Annotated in this window: 18 protein-coding genes and 6 tRNA genes; all 24 read right to left on the bottom strand. The window is 51.4% G+C overall.

What is annotated here, in order from left to right; translation table 11 throughout:
• Positions 1–91: 91 nt before the first annotated feature.
• The gene (locus GNT65_RS13750; protein ID WP_160797136.1) at positions 92–2,575 is read right to left on the bottom strand and encodes a S9 family peptidase; all 2,484 of its coding nucleotides are present in this window, start codon (positions 2,573–2,575) and stop codon (positions 92–94) included.
• Between the two features lie 452 nt (positions 2,576–3,027).
• The gene (locus tag GNT65_RS13745) at positions 3,028–3,615 is read right to left on the bottom strand and encodes an aminodeoxychorismate/anthranilate synthase component II (RefSeq protein WP_160797134.1); all 588 of its coding nucleotides are present in this window, start codon (positions 3,613–3,615) and stop codon (positions 3,028–3,030) included.
• A 182-nt stretch (positions 3,616–3,797) separates the two neighbouring features.
• Positions 3,798–4,256: a ClpXP protease specificity-enhancing factor gene (locus GNT65_RS13740; protein WP_160797132.1), complete on the bottom strand. Its 459-nt coding sequence runs from the start codon at positions 4,254–4,256 to the stop codon at positions 3,798–3,800.
• A 1-nt stretch (position 4,257) separates the two neighbouring features.
• Positions 4,258–4,887: a stringent starvation protein SspA gene (gene sspA / locus GNT65_RS13735; RefSeq protein ID WP_160797130.1), complete on the bottom strand. Its 630-nt coding sequence runs from the start codon at positions 4,885–4,887 to the stop codon at positions 4,258–4,260.
• A 108-nt stretch (positions 4,888–4,995) separates the two neighbouring features.
• Positions 4,996–5,697 carry a cytochrome c1 gene (locus tag GNT65_RS13730; protein ID WP_160797128.1) on the bottom strand — a complete coding sequence of 234 codons (702 nt, stop codon included), beginning with the start codon at positions 5,695–5,697 and terminating at the stop codon, positions 4,996–4,998.
• Positions 5,697–6,911, bottom strand: a complete 1,215-nt coding sequence (locus tag GNT65_RS13725; protein WP_160797126.1) for a cytochrome b — start codon at positions 6,909–6,911, stop codon at positions 5,697–5,699. Before GNT65_RS13725 ends, GNT65_RS13730 begins: the two co-directional genes overlap by 1 nt.
• The gene (gene petA / locus GNT65_RS13720; protein WP_160797281.1) at positions 6,911–7,501 is read right to left on the bottom strand and encodes a ubiquinol-cytochrome c reductase iron-sulfur subunit; all 591 of its coding nucleotides are present in this window, start codon (positions 7,499–7,501) and stop codon (positions 6,911–6,913) included. The genes GNT65_RS13725 and petA overlap by 1 nt, the downstream gene beginning before the upstream one ends.
• 334 nt (positions 7,502–7,835) lie before the next feature.
• Positions 7,836–8,714, bottom strand: coding sequence for a protease modulator HflC (gene hflC / locus GNT65_RS13715; RefSeq protein ID WP_160797124.1), 879 nt, complete (start codon positions 8,712–8,714; stop codon positions 7,836–7,838).
• Positions 8,715–8,716: 2 nt separating this feature from the next.
• Complete coding sequence (gene hflK / locus GNT65_RS13710; protein WP_160797122.1) at positions 8,717–9,859, bottom strand: FtsH protease activity modulator HflK; 1,143 nt, start codon at positions 9,857–9,859, stop codon at positions 8,717–8,719.
• A gap of 43 nt (positions 9,860–9,902) precedes the next feature.
• Positions 9,903–11,201 carry a ribosome rescue GTPase HflX gene (hflX, locus tag GNT65_RS13705; RefSeq protein ID WP_160797120.1) on the bottom strand — a complete coding sequence of 433 codons (1,299 nt, stop codon included), beginning with the start codon at positions 11,199–11,201 and terminating at the stop codon, positions 9,903–9,905.
• Positions 11,202–11,221: 20 nt separating this feature from the next.
• A complete protein-coding gene (hfq, locus tag GNT65_RS13700) occupies positions 11,222–11,500 on the bottom strand; it encodes an RNA chaperone Hfq (protein ID WP_160797118.1) in 279 nt (92 codons plus the stop codon).
• A gap of 92 nt (positions 11,501–11,592) precedes the next feature.
• Positions 11,593–12,519: a tRNA (adenosine(37)-N6)-dimethylallyltransferase MiaA gene (gene miaA / locus GNT65_RS13695; protein ID WP_160797279.1), complete on the bottom strand. Its 927-nt coding sequence runs from the start codon at positions 12,517–12,519 to the stop codon at positions 11,593–11,595.
• Complete coding sequence (gene mutL / locus GNT65_RS13690; RefSeq protein ID WP_160797116.1) at positions 12,512–14,407, bottom strand: DNA mismatch repair endonuclease MutL; 1,896 nt, start codon at positions 14,405–14,407, stop codon at positions 12,512–12,514. Before mutL ends, miaA begins: the two co-directional genes overlap by 8 nt.
• Before the next feature lie 9 nt (positions 14,408–14,416).
• Entirely contained in the window at positions 14,417–15,736 is a 1,320-nt protein-coding gene (locus GNT65_RS13685; RefSeq protein ID WP_160797114.1) for an N-acetylmuramoyl-L-alanine amidase, read from the bottom strand.
• The gene (gene tsaE / locus GNT65_RS13680) at positions 15,723–16,196 is read right to left on the bottom strand and encodes a tRNA (adenosine(37)-N6)-threonylcarbamoyltransferase complex ATPase subunit type 1 TsaE (protein WP_160797112.1); all 474 of its coding nucleotides are present in this window, start codon (positions 16,194–16,196) and stop codon (positions 15,723–15,725) included. Before tsaE ends, GNT65_RS13685 begins: the two co-directional genes overlap by 14 nt.
• Before the next feature lie 100 nt (positions 16,197–16,296).
• Entirely contained in the window at positions 16,297–17,775 is a 1,479-nt protein-coding gene (locus GNT65_RS13675) for an NAD(P)H-hydrate dehydratase (protein ID WP_160797110.1), read from the bottom strand.
• Positions 17,776–18,241: 466 nt separating this feature from the next.
• Entirely contained in the window at positions 18,242–18,697 is a 456-nt protein-coding gene (locus GNT65_RS13670) for a hypothetical protein (protein ID WP_160797108.1), read from the bottom strand.
• A 390-nt stretch (positions 18,698–19,087) separates the two neighbouring features.
• Positions 19,088–19,186: transfer RNA gene (locus GNT65_RS13665), tRNA-Gly, on the bottom strand.
• A 67-nt stretch (positions 19,187–19,253) separates the two neighbouring features.
• Positions 19,254–19,329 (bottom strand) — tRNA-Gly (locus tag GNT65_RS13660).
• Between the two features lie 8 nt (positions 19,330–19,337).
• Positions 19,338–19,438, bottom strand: a tRNA-Gly gene (locus GNT65_RS13655).
• Positions 19,439–19,446: 8 nt separating this feature from the next.
• Positions 19,447–19,522 (bottom strand) — tRNA-Gly (locus GNT65_RS13650).
• Between the two features lie 7 nt (positions 19,523–19,529).
• A tRNA-Gly gene (locus GNT65_RS13645) sits at positions 19,530–19,605 on the bottom strand.
• 45 nt (positions 19,606–19,650) lie between these two features.
• Positions 19,651–19,726, bottom strand: a tRNA-Gly gene (locus GNT65_RS13640).
• Positions 19,727–19,908: 182 nt separating this feature from the next.
• Positions 19,909–20,454, bottom strand: coding sequence for an oligoribonuclease (gene orn, locus GNT65_RS13635; protein WP_160797106.1), 546 nt, complete (start codon positions 20,452–20,454; stop codon positions 19,909–19,911).
• Positions 20,455–20,552 lie beyond the last annotated feature (98 nt).

Below are 20,552 nucleotides of genomic sequence, written 5' to 3'. Positions count from 1 at the left end.
TAATTGAGCGCGTTAGGCTTATATTACACCAAATCACGCACTTGGCAGATCCCTTAGCAATAAAAAGGGCCTCGAATGAGGCCCTGGTCGGTTATTTAAGCTCTTGCTCGAACAACTTGAAGATGCGGCGGTATTCATCTAGCCAGCTCGATGGCTGACGGAAGCCGTGTGGCTCCACCGGATAAATGGCCGTCTCAAACATCGGCTTCTCCAGTTCGATCAGGCGCTGTACCAGACGCACACTGTCCTGGAAGAAGACGTTATCGTCCAGCACGCCACTCATCACCAACAGCGGCTTCTGCAGCCCCTGGGCATGCTCGATGGGCGAGCTGCGCTCATAGGCGATAGCGTCCACATCCGGCGTGTTGAGAATGTTAGAGGTGTATGGCGCGTTATAGTGGGCCCAATCGCTTACCGGACGCAGCGCTGCACCGGCCTGGAATAGCTCTGGCTCGGTAAACAACGCCATGAAGGTGAGGAAGCCACCATAAGAGCCGCCATAGGTGCCGACACGCTTAGCGTCCACATGGGTATTGGCCACCATCCAGCTGACGCCGTCTTTGAGATCTTCCACCTCTGGATGACCCATGTTGCGATAGATCGCCGTGCGCCAGTCGCGGCCATAGCCTTTAGAGCCACGGTAGTCCATATCCATCACCACATAACCCTGCTGGGTCAGCAAGTTGTGGAACATGAACTCGCGGAAGTAGCCTGAGAAACCATAGTGGGCATTTTGCAGATAGCCGGCGCCATGGTTGAAGATCACCGCAGGATATTTGTCGGCACGGGCCTTATCATACCCCTGTGGTAGATAGACTCTGGCATAGACATCGCCGGCGCCATGGGTAGACGGCACCTTAACTACCTCTGGGGCCTGCCAAGCATATTGCTTGAAGGCATCTGAGGTGTAATGAGTTAACTGCTTGAGCTCACCACCTATCGCCTGCACATAGAGCTCACTCGGCTGAGTGCGACGAGAGGCCTTGAGTAGCAGCTTGCTGCCATCTGGGCTCAGGCTGTAATCCAGCTGACCGTCCCACTGGGTGAGTTGCTCGCTCTGACCATCGGCGAGTTTGACGCGGTAGACATTGTCGATACCAGGATGGTCTTTGTTGGCCTTGTAGTAGATATACTCTGCCTTGGGGCCTAGGGTGATGTCGCTAACTACATACTTACCCTGGGTCAGGGGCTGTGGCTTGGCGCCGCTTGCCTTGAGATAGAGGTGCGAATAGCCCGTCTCTTCCGAGAGGTAATAGAGAGTATCGCTCTGTGGCAACCAGCCGAACTGGTTGAAGTTATAGTTCACCCAGGCATCGTCATGCAGTCTGTGCTCTGTGTTGAGTGAGCCCGACTTGAGGTTTAGGGTGGCAATCCATCTGTCTTTGTTGTCCACCGCCTCGAGCATGATGGCGACCTTATTGTCCTTGGCCTGCCACTGCATAGCACTCTGGGTCCAGGCCCAGTCCTGCATCAGCTGCACCCTACGCGGCGCCTTCTCGCTCTTATAGCTCTCACCCTGGGCCTTGGCATTTTCTGCCTTCACCGAGGCCAGCACGTCTTCATCGAAGCCCGTTAGTCCTTCGATGGTGATATCGCGTTTCTCATGCCGCTCGAGATCCAGCAATACCAGGCGCTCGCCGGGATACTTATCTTCGGCGACACGCGCCCTGGCAGGAACGGCATCCACATACCCCTGGCTACCCAGATAGTTAGGCATGATGTCGTGCTCGGCGCGCCAGCTATAGTTCTTGTCCACCAATGACAATAGTAAGTAGCGGCCGTCCGGCGACAGGCTCATTTGAGAGACAGACTCCTCCTCGCCCAGGTACCAGGTCTTGGCCGTCATGGTAGGATCTTGCTTGACCAGCTCCGCCTGATATTGCTCTTTCTCTTTCGCCTGATTCTGTTTGAGGGCGACATATTGAATCAATCTATGCTGTTGCTTGGCGATATAGCTGCTAGGCGCCTCGACCCCTTTAGGCTCTTTGGCCATCTTGATGTTGGCGATCTGTTCATACAGGCCGCTGTCGCCATGAATACGGAACACCTGCTGCCCTTGCCAGTAGGCGATATCGCCATTGGCAAGAAAGCGCACGCCATCCACCTTAGTGTTTTGACGCGTTAGCTGCGACACCTTGCCGCTGAGCAAATCTTTGACGAACAGGTTTCCTTGATAGATATAGGCCTTACGGGTACGCGCCTCGTCCAGCACGCCATACTGCTGATCCGCCTGATGCAGGGCATCGAGTGCTAGCTTACTGGCCTCACCCGAGGCCAGTGGCTGTTGATAATAGTCCAGCAGCGGCGATTGGTGGGCCTGACGGGCAAAATAGACAGACTGGCTGTCGTCGCTCCAATACTCACCCTTGGCCAAGATCCCCATCCAGTCAGGGTTGGCCATGATCTGCTTGAGGGTCAGCGGCTGCTCTACCTTCGGCGGCGTGGCTAACGCCACCTGAGTGCTTGCCTGAGTAGTCTGCGTCTGCTGAGTATCGCTTGCAGGGGTGGCTGCACAGCCCCCCAAGATGGTGAGGGTCAAAATGCTGAGACCAAATCCACGAAACGCGCCCGTCATCGTCCTTCCTTTTTATTTATGTCGCCGAGGCAAAGGCCCCAGCCTTGTTATTTTGTTGCCTTTTATATCACAAAATGGGGGTGGGACGAGGAGTTGGACGGGATAAAACTTGTAACAGTTTGAAAAAGAATTGAGCTAAGAAAGATGCGAACAAGTCCACGTAGCACTCTGGCTTATGAGCAGAAGCGAGTTCGAGGTATTCAGATAAAGGAAGGCTGGTTGCCTTTCAAAGCTGAATACCAAAATAAATCGTGACTGCTCGAAAGCCCCTCAGGGCGAGGCTGACAGCTCTATCTGCTTTGTTGCAGTTCTCGCTAAGGACTAGGGCCATTAACTTCAAACTGCGCCGCGCATCTAGAGGCTGTCAGTACTCGCGGAGCACGCACTGGATTTATTAGCACCTTCCTAACAATTAACCATTGTCACTCACGGCGCAGGACTCTAGTCCCCTTTTAATTGCTGGAAGGAATGCTCTGCTTGACGAAGTTTGCCAGCAGCTCGAGCCCCTGTTCGGTCAGGATAGATTCGGGATGAAACTGCACGCCGAACAAGCCAAGTTCTGGCCGACTCATGGCCATGATCTCGCGGCCGTGAACCGGGTCGTCGAACCAGGCATCCAGGGTAAAATCCTTGGGCAGCTGCTCGACCAAGAGGGAATGATAACGGGTGACGGTGAGAGGCCGATTCAGTCCGGCAAAAAGGCCTTGGCCCGTATGGCCGATGGCACTTGTCTTGCCATGCATCACCCGCTTGGCGCGCACCACCTGAGCGCCGAAGACCTGGGCGATCGCCTGATGGCCGAGACAGACCCCCAATATGGGTAGCTTACCGGCAAAAGTCTTAATTACTTCAAGGGAGATGCCGGCCTCGTTGGGCGAACAGGGACCGGGTGAGATCACTAGCCTGCTGGGTGCCAAGGCCTGGATATCGGCAAGGCTAAGCTCATCGTTGCGCCTGACGACAATCTCCTCCCCCAGCTGCTGAAAATACTGCACCAGGTTAAAGGTAAAGGAGTCGTAATTGTCGATCATCAGGATCATGGATAGAGTGCTCGTGTGAGTTGTACCGCATTTTTCTGGCGCAGATGCTAACACAGAGTCCAGGCAGGATCATCCATTCAGCTGACGCCTGGGGCTTGCCTCTCGCTCCGCCCTCGTCTTAGTTAACCTTCTCTCGGGCACAAAAAAACCAGCCTAAGCTGGTTTTTTGCTAGTTTGCGTCGCTATTTCACCAGGGTGAGATGACCACGGCGTTTCGGCTTCTCTTCATCGGTCGAGGCCTGTTCAGAAGGCTGCTCTTCCTTCTTGGTCTCATCGACCACAGAGAGGCCCAAGTCGCGAGCATCGGCCTCGGGTTGATAGGCTTCTTCCTGATCGAACACGGTTCCAGCGCCATTTTCTCTGGCGTAGATGGCAACAATCGAGGCCATAGGCAGTACCACTTGCTGCGGTACACCACCGAAGCGGGCATTAAACTCGATGAAGTCATGACCTATCTGCAAATTACCCACTGCACTGGCGGTAATATTAAGCACTATCTGTCCATCTTTCACATACTGCTGCGGTACTTGGGTACCGGGCACGTAAGCATCGACCACCACATGAGGGGTCAGCTCGTTATCCATGAGCCAGTCGTAATAGGCCTGTAACAGGTAAGGACGGTTAGGGGTCATAGGTTTCATCTTAGATACCCATGCGCATTTCGCGCTCGGCCTCGGTCAAAGATGCCTTAAATGACTCACGATCGAATAGACGTGTCATGTAGGCTTTGACTTCCTTGGCGGTGCGGCTGTCCAGCTCGATGCCCAATACAGGCAGGCGCCACAGCAGTGGGCCCAGGTAACAGTCGGCCAGGCCGAACTCTTCTGCCATGAAGTACGGCATCTCGTTAAAGATAGGTGCAATAGCGGTTAGGCTCTCTTGCAGTTCTTTACGGGCCTCATCGGCACGGTCACCCTTGCGGATACGATCGACTAGTGTGTACCAGTCGTTTTCGATACGGTGCATCATCAGACGTGTCTGACCACGAGAAACGGGATAGACAGGCATCAGAGGAGGATGCGGGAAACGCTCATCCAGGTATTCCATGATGATGCGAGAGTTATAAAGCACCAACTCACGATCGACCAAGGTTGGCACTGTGTTATATGGGTTTAGCTCAATAAGATCTTCAGGCATATCGCTAGGATCCACCTGCAGAACATCGACAGTCACTCCCTTTTCCGCCAAGACGATACGGACTTGATGGCTATAGAGATCGTCGGCGCCTGAAAACAGGGTCATGATTGAGCGTTTATTGGCAGCAACAGCCATTGATACCCTCCAAGATTTAAATATGAAAGCTAAAAAAGCAAAAACAAACGAGGGGCAAAGCCCCCCGTTTATAATATGCGGATAATATATTCTAACCTCTAACGGGGGTTAGTGTACATCTTTCCAGTACTCTTTCTTCAAGAGGTAGGCCACAATAAAGAAAATAAACAGGAAGCCCATTACCCACCAACCTAAGCTTTCACGCTCAAGTTTGACCGGCTCGCCTGAGTAAACCAGGAAGCCTGTGATGTCACGAACGACTTGATCATATTCTTCGGCAGTCAGCTTTCCGCCAGTAGCAACCAAGCTACCGTCTTCTTGCTTAACCTGTAGGCCTTGCAGCTCTTGCAGTACGTGCGGCATAGCCACCGACGGGAAGACAGTGTTGTTTACACCAAATGGACGAGTCTCATCTTGGTAGAAACTCTTCAGATAGGTGTAGATCCAGTCTTCGCCACGTACACGTGCAACCAGGGTCAGATCCGGTGGCGCAGCACCGAACCACTTGGCCGCGTCGACTTCAGGAATAGCATTTTCCATCAGGTCGCCCACTTTGGCATCGGCGTTGAACATATACTTGTTACGCATATCGTCAACTGAGATACCCAGGTCTTCGGCAACACGGTTATAACGCTGGTACTGAGTGCTGTGACAACCTGAACAGTAGTGCTGGAAGCTATCCAGACCACGTTGCAGCGACTCTTTGTCTTTCAGGTCGACGTTAGCACTTTCTAGATGAACATGGGCACCACCTGCAGCAAACGCAAGAGATGGTACTAATGTAACTAATGCAATCAGTAATTTTTTCATTAGTGGGTCAACCTCTCTGGTACAGGCTTAGTTTTCTCATTCTTACTGTATAGCCACAGCGCTAAGAAGAAACCGAAGTATGTCAGAGTGAAGATACGCGCAGCAATTGTCAGCGTTGGCGTCGCAGGTACGGCACCCAGGTAGCCTAAGATAACGAAAGATACGGCAAACTGACCAATATTCAGCTTATGAATCATGCTACGGTAGCGGATTGACTTCACCTTACAACGATCTAACCAAGGTAGAACGAAGAGTACGGCAATCGCTAGACCCATACCCACAACCCCTAACAGCTTGTCAGGAATCGCACGTAGGATGGCGTAGAAAGGTGTGAAGTACCAAACTGGTGCAATATGCTCAGGTGTCTTCATCGGGTTAGCCGCTTCGAAGTTAGGCTTCTCGAGGAAGTATCCACCGCCTTCTGGCATGAAGAACAATACGTAGCAGAAGACGATCAGGAAGCCAGCAACGCCCATGATATCTTTCACTGTGTAGTAAGGGTGGAATGGAATACCGTCTTTCGGCCAGCCATTCTCATCTTTGTTCTTCTTGATCTCGATACCGTCTGGGTTGTTAGAGCCCACTTCGTGCAGGGCGATCAGGTGAAGGAACACCAGTACCACAAGCACCAACGGCAGCGCGATAACGTGCAGAGCGAAGAAGCGGTTCAGCGTCGCACCAGAAACAACGAAGTCACCACGAATCCATAGTGTCAGGTCGTCACCGATAACAGGGATAGCACCAAACAGAGAGATAATTACCTGTGCGCCCCAGTAAGACATCTGTCCCCAAGGAAGCAGGTAACCCATGAAAGCTTCAGCCATCAGTACGAGGAAGATCAGCATACCGAACAGCCACAGCAACTCACGTGGCTTCTGATAAGAACCGTAGAGCAGGCCACGGAACATGTGCAGATAAACCACCACAAAGAAGGCAGATGCACCGGTTGAGTGCATGTAACGCAGCAGCCAGCCATACTCGACATCACGCATGATGTATTCGATGGAGGCGAAGGCACCTTCTGCGGTTGGTACATAGTTCATGGTCAACCAGATACCGGTTAGCAGCTGGTTAACCAGCACCAGCATGGCCAGAGAGCCAAAGAAGTACCAGAAGTTGAAGTTGGTCGGCGTCGCATATTGACCTACATGACGGTTGTAGGTCGCCGTCATAGGGATGCGCGCATCAATCCAATCGATAATATTCTTAACCATTATGCAGCCCCCTGGTCGACACCGATGATCACGTTGCCGTCATCAATGTATTGATGAGGTGGAACAACTAGGTTCAACGGCGCTGGAACCCCCTGGAATACACGACCTGCCATATCAAACTTAGAACCATGACATGGGCAGAAGAAACCAGAGGCGACGCCTTCAACCTGTTCACCGAATGTATCAGGCAGATACGTTGGAGAACAACCTAAGTGCGTGCACAGACCAACGGCAATAAAGAACTCAGGCTTGATTGAGCGAACGGCGTTCTGCGCGTAGGCAGGCTGTTGCTCTTCGTTAGACGCAGGATCGCGTAACTGATTATCGTGAGTAGCAAGACCCTTTAAGATCTCTTCAGTGCGGCGGACAACCCATACAGGTTTTCCACGCCATTCAACACGGATCAGCTGACCCGGTTCTAACTTACTAATATTTACTTCTACCGGCGCACCTGCAGCTTTCGCTTTGGCACTCGGATTCCACGACTTTATAAAAGGAACCGCTACAGCGACGGCACCAGCACCACCCACTACGGCGGTTGCTGCGGTCAGGAATCTGCGACGTCCGGTATCGACTGGCGCATTGCTCATCCACTTATCTCCAGAGAGTGTTGGAATTTTTGTTTTAAAAATTTTTGAATTTGGGGTTTTACCCCAAAGCGCAAAAATCAAATTTGAGGCGGGGCTCATTATAGCCAAAAATTAGAAGCAGATCATAGTAAAACAAAGCACAAAGTTAACTATGTTAGGAAATTGCTCATTCTAGAAGAAAATGGGCAGCAAGAGCGGCTTAAAACTGTCAGGATTTTACCTGATAAAATGGTAAACGAGAATAACAATCAAAACTAAATTAGTAACTTGCAGAAGTAAGCGATAAAAAAGCCCGAACTCGTCGGGCTTTAATCTCAATAATCCTCAATGAGAACTATTTAGCGTTAGCGTCCTTCATATACTTAAAAAAGTCGCCTTCTGGCTCGAGCACCATAACGTTAGAACCATTACCAAAACTCGCCTGGTAAGCCTCTAGGCTACGCAGGAAAGAGAAGAACTCAGGGTCTTTCTTATAGGCATCGGCGTAGATCTTTGCGGCGATGGCATCGCCCTCACCACGTACCTGCAACGCCTTACGCTCGGCTTCGGCGATCTGAATGGTCACGCTGGCATCTGTCTTGGCGCGAATGATTTCAGACTGTTCCTTACCCTGAGCGCGATGCTCCTTAGCCACAGCGGTACGCTCGGCGCGCATACGCTGGTAGATGCTTGAGCTCACGTTGGCCGGCAGGTTGATCTGCTTGACGCGCACGTCGACCACCTCGATCCCCAGATCCTGCGCGCTGTCAGAAGCGTTTCTGAGCGCATCTTGTTGCAGCTCGTCGCGGCTACCCGAAACGATATCCTTAATGGTACGGCGACCAAACTCGGTGCGTAGATCGTTATTGATCTTACGCTGGAGTAGCGATTCGGCCTGGACCTTGTTACCACCGTTGGTCGCAAGATAATACTTCTCGTGATCTTTGATACGCCACTTCACATAAGAGTCGACCATAAGGTCTTTCTTCTCTGAGGTAACGAAACGGTCCGCCGCGCCATCCATTGTCTGGATGCGAGAATCGAGATACTTGATCTTATCGATCACCGGCAACTTGATATGCAGACCCGGCTTATAGATGCGCGTCACGCCCTCGTCTTTGATGATCTTACCAAAGCGCGACACGATAGCGCGTTCACCCTCGTTGACCACCATCAGGGACGATAGACCCATGGCGACCAAGATGGCCGCAATAATAACAGATAATCTACCCATGATTAGTTTCTCCCCTGGCGAGTACGGTCGCTACGAGAAGGCCTTCCATCTAACGGCATGCCAACACTATTTACTATGCTGTTCACTGAGTCATTGACCGTGTCCACCTCGACAGGCTTGCTCGTCTTAGTCTGTGGACGCTGCTCCATTAACTTATCCAATGGCAGATACATCATGTTGTTGCCCGCCTTCGAATCCACCAGCACCTTGTTGGTACCCGATAAGACCTTAGACATGGCATCGATGTAGAGACGATTACGGGTCACTTCCGGCGCGGCCTTATATTCAGGCAATAGCTTCTCGAAGCGAGCCACCTTACCGCGCGCCTCTAAGACCTCACGCTCTTTATAGGCGTTCGCCTGTTGCTCCATGCGCTGCACCGTACCACGAGCCTTTGGCTCGATCTCGCGAGAATAAGCCTCGGCTTCACGAATGAAGCGCTGCTCATCTTCCTGTGCGGCAATGGCGTCATCGAAGGCGTCTTTCACCTCTTCAGGTGGACGTGCCGGCAAGAAGTTCACGTCGCGGATCTCAATGCCCAGGTTATAAGGCTTGATGATACGCTCCACTTCTTCCCAGGTGTCACGACGGATCTGATCGCGTCCCGTAGTCAGGATATCGTCCATCCTGTTATGGCCAACCACATAACGCAGGGCGCTATCGGTCGCCTCACGCAGGCTCGAATTAGCATCGACCGCGCTAAACAGGTAGCGATAAGGGTCGACCACAATATACTGTACATCCAGCTCCACCAACACGACGTTCTCGTCTGCGGTGAGCATGCTGCCCGAGGCAGGAATTGATCGAACGTTACTCACGTTCACCGGGAAGACTTCATCGATGAAGGTCGCCTTCCACTGCAGGCCCGGCTCGACTTCACCAATATACTTGCCAAAGCGTAGCGCCACACCCTTTTCGGCTTCTTTCACCGTATAGAAACCTGAGAGTCCCCATACGACAACGGCGATGCCTAATACAATGATAAAACCAAGCGCACTAAATCCACCGCCAGCGCCGTTACCTTTACCCCCAAAACGCTTAGAAATATTCTTAAATACTTCGTCGAGATCTGGCGGCCCCTTGTCATTGCCGTTCTTGTTTCCCCAAGGGTCTTGACCCTTGTTACCGGGCTCGTTCCAAGCCATTTAGCACTCCATAGGTGTATGAAATAAACGAGATTACTAAAAACTACTCTATTGCTGCGCTTTCAACAATAAAGGTTTCCAACTCCCCTTGGCTCTGTTTCGCTAATCGGTGCCAATCGGCCTCCAATAAACGTACAGATAAGATACAGTTCCCCAGATCGTCATACTCTTTCTGCTGTATCACATCCAGTCGATAAAACTGACCAAGATAATGTCCGGCCGTTGCCGGAATTCGCAAGGTTAGCTCCAATATGGCCCGTCCAACCAGCTGGTTGATGGCCTTTTCGAGCAAGTCCAAGCCTAGACGCTGCTGAGCCGAAACCCAAACACGCGTAGGAACCCCATCGCTATCATAGTCGATCTTAGGTCCCACATCCTCCAGCAGATCTATCTTGTTACAGACAATCAACTGTGGAATCTCTTCGGCGCCAATCTCTTTGAGTACTAACTGTACCTGTTCAAAATTGTCGCCCATGTTTTCATCGGCACTGTCGACCACATGCAACAGGAGATCCGCTTCGCGAGTTTCCTGTAGGGTGGCCTTAAACGCGGCCACGAGATCATGGGGAAGGTGTCTGATGAAACCGACCGTATCGGCCAAAATGACCGAACCGTCTTGTAAGTCTAACTTACGCAGGGTCGGATCGAGTGTCGCAAACAACTGGTCTGCGGCATAGACCTCAGACACGGTCAGTGCATTAAACAGGGTTGATTTACCGGCGTTGGTGTACCCCACCAAGGACACGGTCGCGAGTTCGCTTCGCTGTCTCGCCCGGCGACTCTGTTCACGCTGTTTATCAACCTTTTCCAACCGTTTATTGATGGTTTTGATACGACCACGCAGCAAACGTCTATCGGTTTCCAACTGGGTTTCCCCCGGTCCCCGCAGGCCGATACCACCTTTTTGCCGTTCAAGGTGAGTCCAACCACGAATCAGGCGTGTCGACATGTGGCGCAATTGCGCTAGCTCCACCTGCAACTTGCCCTCATAGGTCCTGGCGCGCTGAGCAAAAATATCCAAAATCAGCGTCGTACGGTCTAACACCCGACACTGACAGATCAGCTCAAGATTACGCTCTTGTGCAGGACTCAAGGCGTGGTTAAAAATCACCACATTCGCGTCAGTGGCGGCAACCATGGCTGCCAGCTCTTCCGCTTTACCTGTACCAACAAAATACTTTCTATCTGGAGAACGACGACTTCCCGTGATCACGCCAACGGTTTCAGCGCCTGCCGACTCGACCAATAAACGAAGTTCGGTAATATCTTCCCTACTGTCTTCATCTGAAAAGTCGATATGGACAAGTACTGCAGCTTCTCCCGCCTCATAGCGTTCAAACAAAAATCGAACTCCTCAGGAAATTACTCAGCGCTATCGTCATGTTGTGCATTATAACCAGAAGCCTGGTTTGGCGTATTGTGATGGTTGCTCACATTAAATGGACGCGCAGGCACAACGGTAGAGATAGCATGCTTATAAACCATCTGGCTGACAGTGTTCTTCAATAAAATAACAAACTGATCGAATGACTCGACCTGTCCTTGAAGTTTAATACCGTTAACTAGGTAGATAGATACTGGAACGCGTTCACGTCGTAATGCGTTCAAAAATGGGTCTTGTAAAGATTGCCCCTTTGCCATTATGTAATTTCCTTTTTATTAAAATTAATTAAAACCTAATACAGCATCAATTTCTGGTTTGGTTTTAGTATTATATAGAGTGAATGAATTAGCTAGCGACAATGTTCTAATAGTCGCGCCAGATTAGATTCATCCCCACTCTCCAGCCAATTTAGGTCAGCCCAGCCTCGCAACCATGTTAATTGACGCTTGGCCAATTGCCTAGTCGCAACTATGGATTTTTCGACCATAGTATCATAGTCAAATTCCCCATCGAGATACTGCCACACCTGGCGATATCCGACACATCTCATCGAAGGTAGGTCTAAGTGCAGATCCGCTCGCGCCTTGAGCCGCTGCACCTCTTCGATGAAACCTTGATTTAACATTAATTTGAATCTTTCTGCTATAGCAAGGTGTAGCACTTTGCGATCTTTCGGTGCGATACCAAACTGCACCACCTTATAGGGTAAGGCATCGGCCTTCACCTGAGTTAACTCTGTCAGACTCTTACCGCTAATGCGATATACCTCCAGGGCCCGTGACAAACGCTGAGGGTCGTTAGGATGGATCCGCTCTGCCGATACAGGATCCACGCGTCGCAGTTCATCATGCAATGCCTGCCAGCCCTTGGTTTCAACCTCTTTGGCTATCTCGGCCCGAATCGCCTCATCCGCCGATGGCAATGGTGACAGCCCCTCTAGCAGCGCCTTGAAATAGAGCATGGTGCCGCCGACTAACAAGGGAGTCTTGCCCGCGGCTAAGATCGCTTCGATATGCTTGATGGCATCGCTGCGAAAATCTGCCGCGGAATAGCTCTCGCTGGGATCGCGAATATCGATCAAACGATGGGGCGCACGACTCAGCTCTTCCTGAGTCGGTTTTGCGCTGCCAATATCCATTCCTCTATAGATGAGCGCCGAGTCGACCGAGATGATCTCGCAGTTATGCTGCTCGGCCAACGCCATCGCAAGGGCCGTCTTGCCCGACGCCGTCGGCCCCATCAGGGTAATAATTGTCGGCTGACTCTCGCTATTCACTCGTTTGCTCACCTAACCACTCTTGCCAAGGCATCACCTTGGCCATAGATAAAATTTCTTGCAGCTGCGACTCGGGAAGCCCCATGAGCTCATCCCATAGCCGACTCGCCGAATTAAATTGCTCGCCCGACTGGTTTACCAACCAGTTAACCAGCGCATCGCTGGATGGCTCTTCGAAGCGTATCCACTGAAGCAACTCGGGGATCACACTCGCCAGCTGACTCTGCCTTAGATATGGGGGCACTTTTTTAATTATCAACTGGCCGAGACGAATAGTTAGCTCTAAGCCCAATTTTCTGATTAAAAGCTCTCTCTCGGCCAGGGTTTGTTGCCAATCTTCATCCACCTTGACCGATACGGGCATCAAGAGTGGCTGCCCAACCAGTCCCGCATCCAACTTGGCTTCAATCTCGCGACGGTTTAGCTCACGCGCCGTACAGCAAAGGCTCAACAAAGCAAGCTCGCTTCCCCTGACCAAGAGCCAATATCGACCATCGAGGACCTGTGGCATAGGGGGAAGATGATTGCCGCGCGGCTGATTTCCCTGACCCGTCACGCCAGGCGTGGTCATCAGCTGGGCATAACTATCGACCACCGCCTGACTGGGCAACTCGGCGCTAGCATAGTTGCGCCCACGCCCGGCAAACTGACTACCGCCGTAGCTGCTCATCTGTGCCTCTTGCACTCTCTGTCCACCTGCTTGGCGACCAGCTTGGTGCTCGCCATAGGCTGGGTGTTCATTTGCGAGTCTTTTTCCATGCTCTTCCGTCTCGCTATAGGCAATCTGATTACTTTCAGAATCACTTTGCTGAGGCTGTAGCGGACGAATATAGGAGCCAGAGGCCTCCTCACTAGCTCCCTGTGCAGCCGGGACGCCGTCGAAGGCTAACTCGCTGGACTCTCGCAGCGCTGATTCCAGCGCCTGCAGGATAAAGTCATGGACATAACGGCTCTCGTGGAAGCGCACCTCATGCTTGGCCGGGTGCACGTTGACATCCACCTGATGAGGATCCAGGTTCAACATGAGAACGAAGGCGACCTGCTCCCCCTGCAGCTGCTGGGCAAATGCCTGACGCACAGCATGATTGACCAGGCGGTCGCGCACCAGGCGGCCATTAACATAAAAATATTGGGTATCGCCTACCGCCAAACCGCTAAGTGGCGACTGAATATAGCCGCTGAGGCTCAGGCCGTTATGCTCACAATCTACCCTGAGTGCACTGTCGGCAAAGGCCTTACCGCCAACCTGCCCCAGGCGCAGTAGATACTGAGCCTCAGTCTTGGCCGGGCGGTAGTTACGCACCTGTTTACCGTTGTGCTTGAGGGTAAAGTGAATGTCACGGCGCACTAAGGCTATACGCTTAAGCCACTCATCGATATGGGTAAATTCTGTCTTATCACTCTTTAAGAAGCGGCGTCTGGCTGGCGTATTGAAGAAGAGATCCGCCGCCTCGACGGTTGAGCCCACAGGATGCGCCGCAGGGATCACCCTGACCGCCATCTCGGAGCCTTCGGCATAGGCCTGCCAGGCTTCGCTCTGCTCCTGGGTGCGGGAAGTCAACGTCAGGCGGGATACCGAACTGATACTGGCCAGTGCCTCACCGCGAAAACCAAAGCTTAGGATGGCATCGAGATCGTCTAGCGAGGCCAGCTTAGAGGTGGCATGACGGGACAGGGCAAGACTCAGTTCCTCCTTAGGGATGCCTGAGCCATTGTCGGTGATCTTAATCAGCTTGCTGCCACCCTTGTCGATCTCGATATCGACCCGGGTCGCACCAGCATCCAGACTGTTCTCCACCAGCTCCTTGATCACCGAGGCGGGGCGCTCGACCACCTCCCCGGCGGCTATTTGGTTAGCCAGTTGAGGAGGCAAAATTCTAATGGTCATCTTGGCTCCTTAGGCCCGGGGAATGATCAGCTTCTGTCCAATGTAGACGGTGTTGGACTTGAGCTTATTGGCCTTCTTGATGCTGGCGACCGAGACCTGATAACGGTGGGCGATCACAGACAATGATTCGCCGGCCACTACCTTATGCTTGATACCTCGTTTGCTGGCCATCAAGGTGTGCGCCGGTGGATTATTCTCGAAATAGCGCACCACCCCCTTATGGACGGCTTTGGCGATATTGTTCTGGTGATCCCGCTGGTTCAATAACCGCTCTTCTCTATGATTAGAGATAAAACCCGTTTCCACCAGGATAGAAGGAATATCCGGCGACTTAAGCACCGCCAGGCTGGCAGCCTCCGGCTTATGTTTATGCAGACGTGTGACCTTACCCAGATTCGACAGCACGTCGCCGGCGATGTTATGGCTGATCGCCATGGATCTGTCCATCGACATGTCCAGCAGGGTCATGGCCAGATACTGTTCGTTATCCGCGTTCTGGATGATCTCACCGGCACCGCCCAGCAGCTCAGAATGCTTCTCCTTCTGCTCTAACCAGCGACCGATCTCACTGTTGGCCCGGCGCATCGATAGCACCCAAACCGAGGCGCCTCTAGGCTGGGGCGAGGTAAAGGCATCGGCGTGAATAGACACCAAGAGATCGGCCTTGCTGTTACGGGCGATCTCGGAGCGTTTATTCAGATTGACGAAATAGTCACCGGAACGTGTCATGATGGCGCGCATGCCTGGCGTGGCATTGATCTTGGCCTCCACCTTCTTGGCAATCTGCAGCGCTACCTTCTTCTCATAGGTGCCGGAAGGACCAATAGAGCCGGGATCGTCGCCGCCATGGCCAGCGTCGATGGCCACTATGATGTCTCTAAGCGCCTGCTCTGGCTCTACCTTTACCTTCTTAGGACTCTGATTTCCCCCTTCGAGATCCACCACCAGACGATTGCCATAGGGCGCCGTGGGCGACAAGGCGAAGAGGTTAGCCTTAGCGGGCTTCACCAGGTCGATCACCAGTCTCAGAGTCCCCTTCTTCGGCGGCTTGCTGATACGCACCCGCTTAACCAACTTGCTGTTGTTCTGTATCTTACTCAGATTGAGCCCAGTCGCCGTGGTCGTTAGATCCACCACCAGGCGGTAGGGGCTGGTGAGGGTGAAATGGGAATATTTTGGCGGCTCGCGCAGATCAAACACCACCCGCGTCGACTCTGGCGCCGCCCATATACGTACCCCTTCCAGTTTATTTGCACTATAGGCCATGGAAGGAATACATAGTAAAGCTATCAATAATAGGCGTTTTATTAGTGATTCAGTTCTTATCATTATTATGTAAACTATCTAACAAAATCTCTCCGGCGCTCGAGTGCGCCGTCAGCATGACCTCTCGGCCCTGTTGATGATATTGAATATGGATCGCCAGATCCGCCTCGGGCAAGAGGCCTACTCCCTTATCCGGCCACTCGACAATGCATAGGCTCGAGTCGGTAAAGTAGTCTCTAATCCCCATAAACTCGAGCTCTTCTGGATCGCTTAATCTATAAAGATCAAAATGATACACATCAATATCACCTAGCTCATAAGGCTCAACCAGCGTATAGGTCGGACTCTTCACCGCCCCCTTATGTCCCAGGCTCTGAATGAGGCCCCGACTAAAGGTCGTTTTTCCCGCCCCCAGCTCTCCACTCAGATAGAGGGTCAATGGCGGCTTTATCGCACTGGCTAGCCTTTGGCCTAAGCTAACGGTTTCTGCTTCATTTTCAAGATAAACTTTTACTGATGTCATCGTATCTATCGCTAATCAAGGACAATCCTTTTTTGAGCCAGATACTTTAACCCAAACCGGCGTTTATCTAAACAAACATTACTGTATTTTAATGCTGAAACTATATCTTATCGACCAGGGCGCGTATGTGGCCAAATAAATCGCAGGCCAGCATGCCTCGCTCGCCATCTTTCGCAGCCAGATCCGCCGCTGCACCGTGAACCACCACCCCGGCGCTGGCCGCATCCATCTTAGGCATGCCCTGAGCCATCAAAGCGGCAATGATGCCGCCTAACACGTCGCCGCTGCCACCACTGGCGAGCCCAGGATTCCCCACAGGCGCCACATGGCACACCTTGCCATCATAAATCAGGGTTCCAGCACCCTTAAGCACCACCACACCACCATATTTGGCCTGTAAGGCATAGACGGCGGCGAAGCGATCTGCCTCCACCTCGGCAATACTGATCCCCAATAATCTAGCGGCCTCGCCGCTATGGGGAGTCAATACCCAGTTGCTCTGACGCGACGGCTCGAGCGCCAGCAAGTTAAGTGCATCGGCATCCATGACACAGGGCTTGTCGCTAAGACCCGTCGCCTTAAGCAGGTTGTAGCCCCAGTCACGTTTCCCCAGCCCAGGACCGATTAGCAGAATGTCGGCCCACCCCAAACGTTGGTACACCTCCATATCCACCAACTCGCAGCCCCAGAACATGATTTCCGGTCTGCCCGAATTGACCACGGTCAGATGCTCGGGTCTTGAGATCACTGCCACCAGGCCGGCTCCCGCCCGCAGGCAACTTTCTGCGGCCAGTCGCGGCGCCCCCGCCATGCCGATATCTCCACCGATAACGGTCACCTTACCGCAGGCCCCCTTGTGACTGTTCTGTGCCCTGGCAGGCAATCCCAGGTCTGTCTGCCTATGAGCAATGTTAAGCACCTTGGATTCCGGCAGATAATCCTGCAGGCCAATGTCGGCAAACCAGAGACGCCCTACACAGTCCCTGGCCTTTCCCGTGATTAGCCCCTGTTTCGGTGCGCCAAAGGTCAGAGTCACATCGGCCTTGACCGCTAACTGACCCGCACCTGTATCCACATCGATACCCGACGGCACATCTAAGGATAAAACCCAGTGGCTATAGCTGTTGAGGGTTGTGATCATCTCGGCAAAAGGCGCACGCAGCTCCCCCTTAACTCCAGTGCCTAACAGACCGTCGACGACGACTTCGGCCTCCTTGAGCGCCTCTTGATAATCTGACAACTGATGACCGCCCGCCGCCAGAAAGGCCGCCTTGGCATAGCTGATCCCCTCACCTGGCTCGGCGCGCTCCACGGCATAGAGGGCGACGTCACAACCCGATTCGAGCAGCAAGGTCGCGCAGATATAGGCGTCGGCACCATTGTTACCATAGCCCGCCAACACCAAAATTTTACTATTGAGCTTGCTCTCTCGTTGCAGCAGCTCGAAGGCCGACTGTCCTGCGCTGTCGATCAACTGACAAAGGTTAGAATCACCGGACGCGATCAAGCGCGTTTCGGCGTCGCGAATCATCTGCGCCGTATATAAGGCCGATGGCAGCTGCCCGTCACTAAACAACATCTGGAGTCTCCTTAACAAATCTCATCACTCGGGCGAGTCACCCTATGCCTAAGCATATTCGATATTTGAACTTTTAATCGCCAATAGATTCCGCTCAAACACCAGAGAATGAAGTTAGTTTGATCTGGCACAATAAATACACCAGCTCAGAAGCCTATTTGCCAACCAAGAGATAAGCTGTAATTTCGTCCAACTCAGAAAATAAAACAAAGAAGTCAGTCAAATTGCTGAAGCTGCATAGCTAAATATAGCCATATCGGCCGTTATAGCCTCGATTTAAAGACAATGATAATTTGAGAAAAGTCGATTAAAAATAGTAAGCTATAGAATCGAAACTACAATAGTAAGAATGTGAATAAGAAAAGGCGCCTTAGGCGCCTTTTTATTAAGTCTTATTCCCGACACAACCAGATAACTTAAACTAAGAAAACACGGGTTAAATGAACTCGGGTCAAATGCAACCGGGTTAGATGTCTTCCATTCTCAGGCTGCTGTGCACTAGACGCTGCTGCTGGATCTTCTCGACACGCACCAGATCGTTTAGGGCATTCTTCACATCACCCGGCACAGAGGATTCCGCCGTCTTCTCGAACAGACCGATCAGGCGATTGTCGAGATCCAGATGCAGTTCCAGCAGATCGTCTTCGTTCATGTTGGCCGCAGGAATCACATCTTGGCAGCGCTTGATGAAATCTTCGAACACAATATCGTTGTACCAGAGTTCAAGCAGACGATTTGGTGCCTCTTCGATATAATCATCGATCTTCTGAGACACCTCTTTCTCATGTTGTTGCAAATACTCCAGCATCAACTTCACGCGAGACGAATCTACCGCACTGTGCAAACGCGCATACAAACGGGCCATTTCCAAGCGACACTTAGAGACATATGCCAACTGTTCATTAAGTTGTTGAAATCTCATCTTTCCTTCTCCAATCGATGCCAAGTTTTAGGCGTTAATACTGATTTGATTTCATTATGGGAGTATTTAGCGCTGTTTTTTTTGAACAATGTCATAGTTTGCGCACTTCTGAAGTCACTACATTAGACAAGCTTAAAGAATTTTATCTCACATCACGCAAATAGGAATTTTGTGATCCTTACGCCGATAGAGGGCCAACAATCGCTAGCTTAAGGGCTTTATCTACCAACCCGCTCCTCGACCATCCACTAAATTAGCCGTACAAGAATGAATAAAAATTCACCATGACAGGAAACCATGCACCGAATTTGTGACATCGAGGTGAAGTAATTTGATGACTAGCAGGATGAACGAAGGGGGGCTAGCAACTGAAACTGTCGAGGGAAAATTTGGAGCGACATATCGGTCGAAACAAACAACCGATGACCTATACCTTGGCAAGGTATCGCCCTTTTGCTCTATATAAAGAGTCAACTGAGCTAATGTCGCAGAGAAGCGATACATTCAATCGGCAGGATAAAAAATAACTGATACAGGAAACTGATGAGGAAAAATTTGGAGCGACATATCGGGTTCGAACCGATGACCTATACCTTGGCAAGGTATCGCTCTACCAACTGAGCTAATGTCGCATAAATTTTGGAACGACATATTGGGTTCGAAATAAACAACCGATTACCTATACCTTGGCAAGGTATCGCCCTTTTGCTCTATACAAAGAGTCAACTGAGCGAATGTCGCATAAATTTTGGAGCGACATATCGGGTTCGAACCGATGACCTATACCTTGGCAAGGTATCGCTCTACCAACTGAGCTAATGTCGCATAAATTTGGAGCGACATATCGGGTTCGAACCGATGACCTATACCTTGGCAAGGTATCGCTCTACCAACTGAGCTAATGTCGCAAAATCTGTGAGTCTGGATATTGGTGTAGCCAAACTTTTGTAATTTGGAGCGACATATCGGGTTCGAACCGATGACCTATACCTTGGCAAGGTATCGCTCTACCAACTGAGCTAATGTCGCATAAATTTTTCGTGCTACCTTAGCTGTCATCATCAACAAAGGTATCGTCTTACCTTTTATCAACTGAGCTAATGTCGCATTTCAATCTCTACCAGCGAACACGCCAGTAAAAAGTTGAGGCCGCATTATAGGAGAATTTCGCCCCTCTGCAACCCCCTAATTTAAAATTTTCTACCGTTTGGTCAAATTTTAAATACTTTCTCACGATAATATTGGAGTTCGGCGATCGACTCCTGAATATCAACCAACGCCTGATGGGTGCCCTGCTTCTTGAAACCGTTCATCACCTCAGGCTTCCAGCGACGCACTAACTCCTTGACTGAGCTGACATCTATGTTGCGGTAGTGGAAATAATCTTCCAGGGGCCGCATGTAACGATTCATGAAACGTCTGTCTTGGCCTATGCTGTTACCGCACATCGGCGAAACACCGGCCGGTACATGCTCAGATAAGAATGCAATCGTCTGCTCAATGGCATCTTGCTCGCTGAAGTCACTCGCCCTGACTCTGTCGATCAGGCCCGACTCGCCGTGATGCTTCTGGTTCCAGTCGTCCATCGCCGCAAGCACATCTTCACTCTGATGGATGGCAATCACAGGCCCTTCCGCCAAGATGTTTAGTTCCTTGTCGGTCACAATCGTTGCTATCTCAATGATTCTGTCAACCTCGGGCTCTAGTCCCGTCATCTCCAGATCAACCCAGATCAGATTCGTTTCATCTGCAGCCATATATCTGCCTTATCAATGCGTGTTTGCCTAAATTCAGGCTTTTTTATTTAAGACCGTGTATCATACTGCTTTTTTAGAAGACACAAAATAACCTTATT

It is taken from the genome of Shewanella insulae, assembly GCF_009831655.1.
Lineage (GTDB): Bacteria > Pseudomonadota > Gammaproteobacteria > Enterobacterales > Shewanellaceae > Shewanella > Shewanella insulae.
The sequence above is the reverse complement of the archived record's forward strand: the minus strand, read 5'-3'. Positions and strand labels throughout refer to the sequence as shown.

Bases quoted from the DNA above. Each gene is read 5' to 3' on its own strand.
- GNT65_RS13750 (WP_160797136.1), bottom strand. From the start codon at position 2,575: ATGACGGGCGCGTTTCGTGGATTTGGTCTCAGCATTTTGACCCTCACC.
- GNT65_RS13745 (WP_160797134.1), bottom strand. From the start codon at position 3,615: ATGATCCTGATGATCGACAATTACGACTCCTTTACCTTTAACCTGGTG.
- GNT65_RS13740 (WP_160797132.1), bottom strand. From the start codon at position 4,256: ATGAAACCTATGACCCCTAACCGTCCTTACCTGTTACAGGCCTATTAC.
- sspA (WP_160797130.1), bottom strand. From the start codon at position 4,887: ATGGCTGTTGCTGCCAATAAACGCTCAATCATGACCCTGTTTTCAGGC.
- GNT65_RS13730 (WP_160797128.1), bottom strand. From the start codon at position 5,697: ATGAAAAAATTACTGATTGCATTAGTTACATTAGTACCATCTCTTGCG.
- GNT65_RS13725 (WP_160797126.1), bottom strand. From the start codon at position 6,911: ATGGTTAAGAATATTATCGATTGGATTGATGCGCGCATCCCTATGACG.
- petA (WP_160797281.1), bottom strand. From the start codon at position 7,501: ATGAGCAATGCGCCAGTCGATACCGGACGTCGCAGATTCCTGACCGCA.
- hflC (WP_160797124.1), bottom strand. From the start codon at position 8,714: ATGGGTAGATTATCTGTTATTATTGCGGCCATCTTGGTCGCCATGGGT.
- hflK (WP_160797122.1), bottom strand. From the start codon at position 9,859: ATGGCTTGGAACGAGCCCGGTAACAAGGGTCAAGACCCTTGGGGAAAC.
- hfq (WP_160797118.1), bottom strand. From the start codon at position 11,500: ATGGCAAAGGGGCAATCTTTACAAGACCCATTTTTGAACGCATTACGA.
- mutL (WP_160797116.1), bottom strand. From the start codon at position 14,407: ATGACCATTAGAATTTTGCCTCCTCAACTGGCTAACCAAATAGCCGCC.
- GNT65_RS13685 (WP_160797114.1), bottom strand. From the start codon at position 15,736: ATGATAAGAACTGAATCACTAATAAAACGCCTATTATTGATAGCTTTA.
- tsaE (WP_160797112.1), bottom strand. From the start codon at position 16,196: ATGACATCAGTAAAAGTTTATCTTGAAAATGAAGCAGAAACCGTTAGC.
- GNT65_RS13675 (WP_160797110.1), bottom strand. From the start codon at position 17,775: ATGTTGTTTAGTGACGGGCAGCTGCCATCGGCCTTATATACGGCGCAG.
- GNT65_RS13670 (WP_160797108.1), bottom strand. From the start codon at position 18,697: ATGAGATTTCAACAACTTAATGAACAGTTGGCATATGTCTCTAAGTGT.
- orn (WP_160797106.1), bottom strand. From the start codon at position 20,454: ATGGCTGCAGATGAAACGAATCTGATCTGGGTTGATCTGGAGATGACG.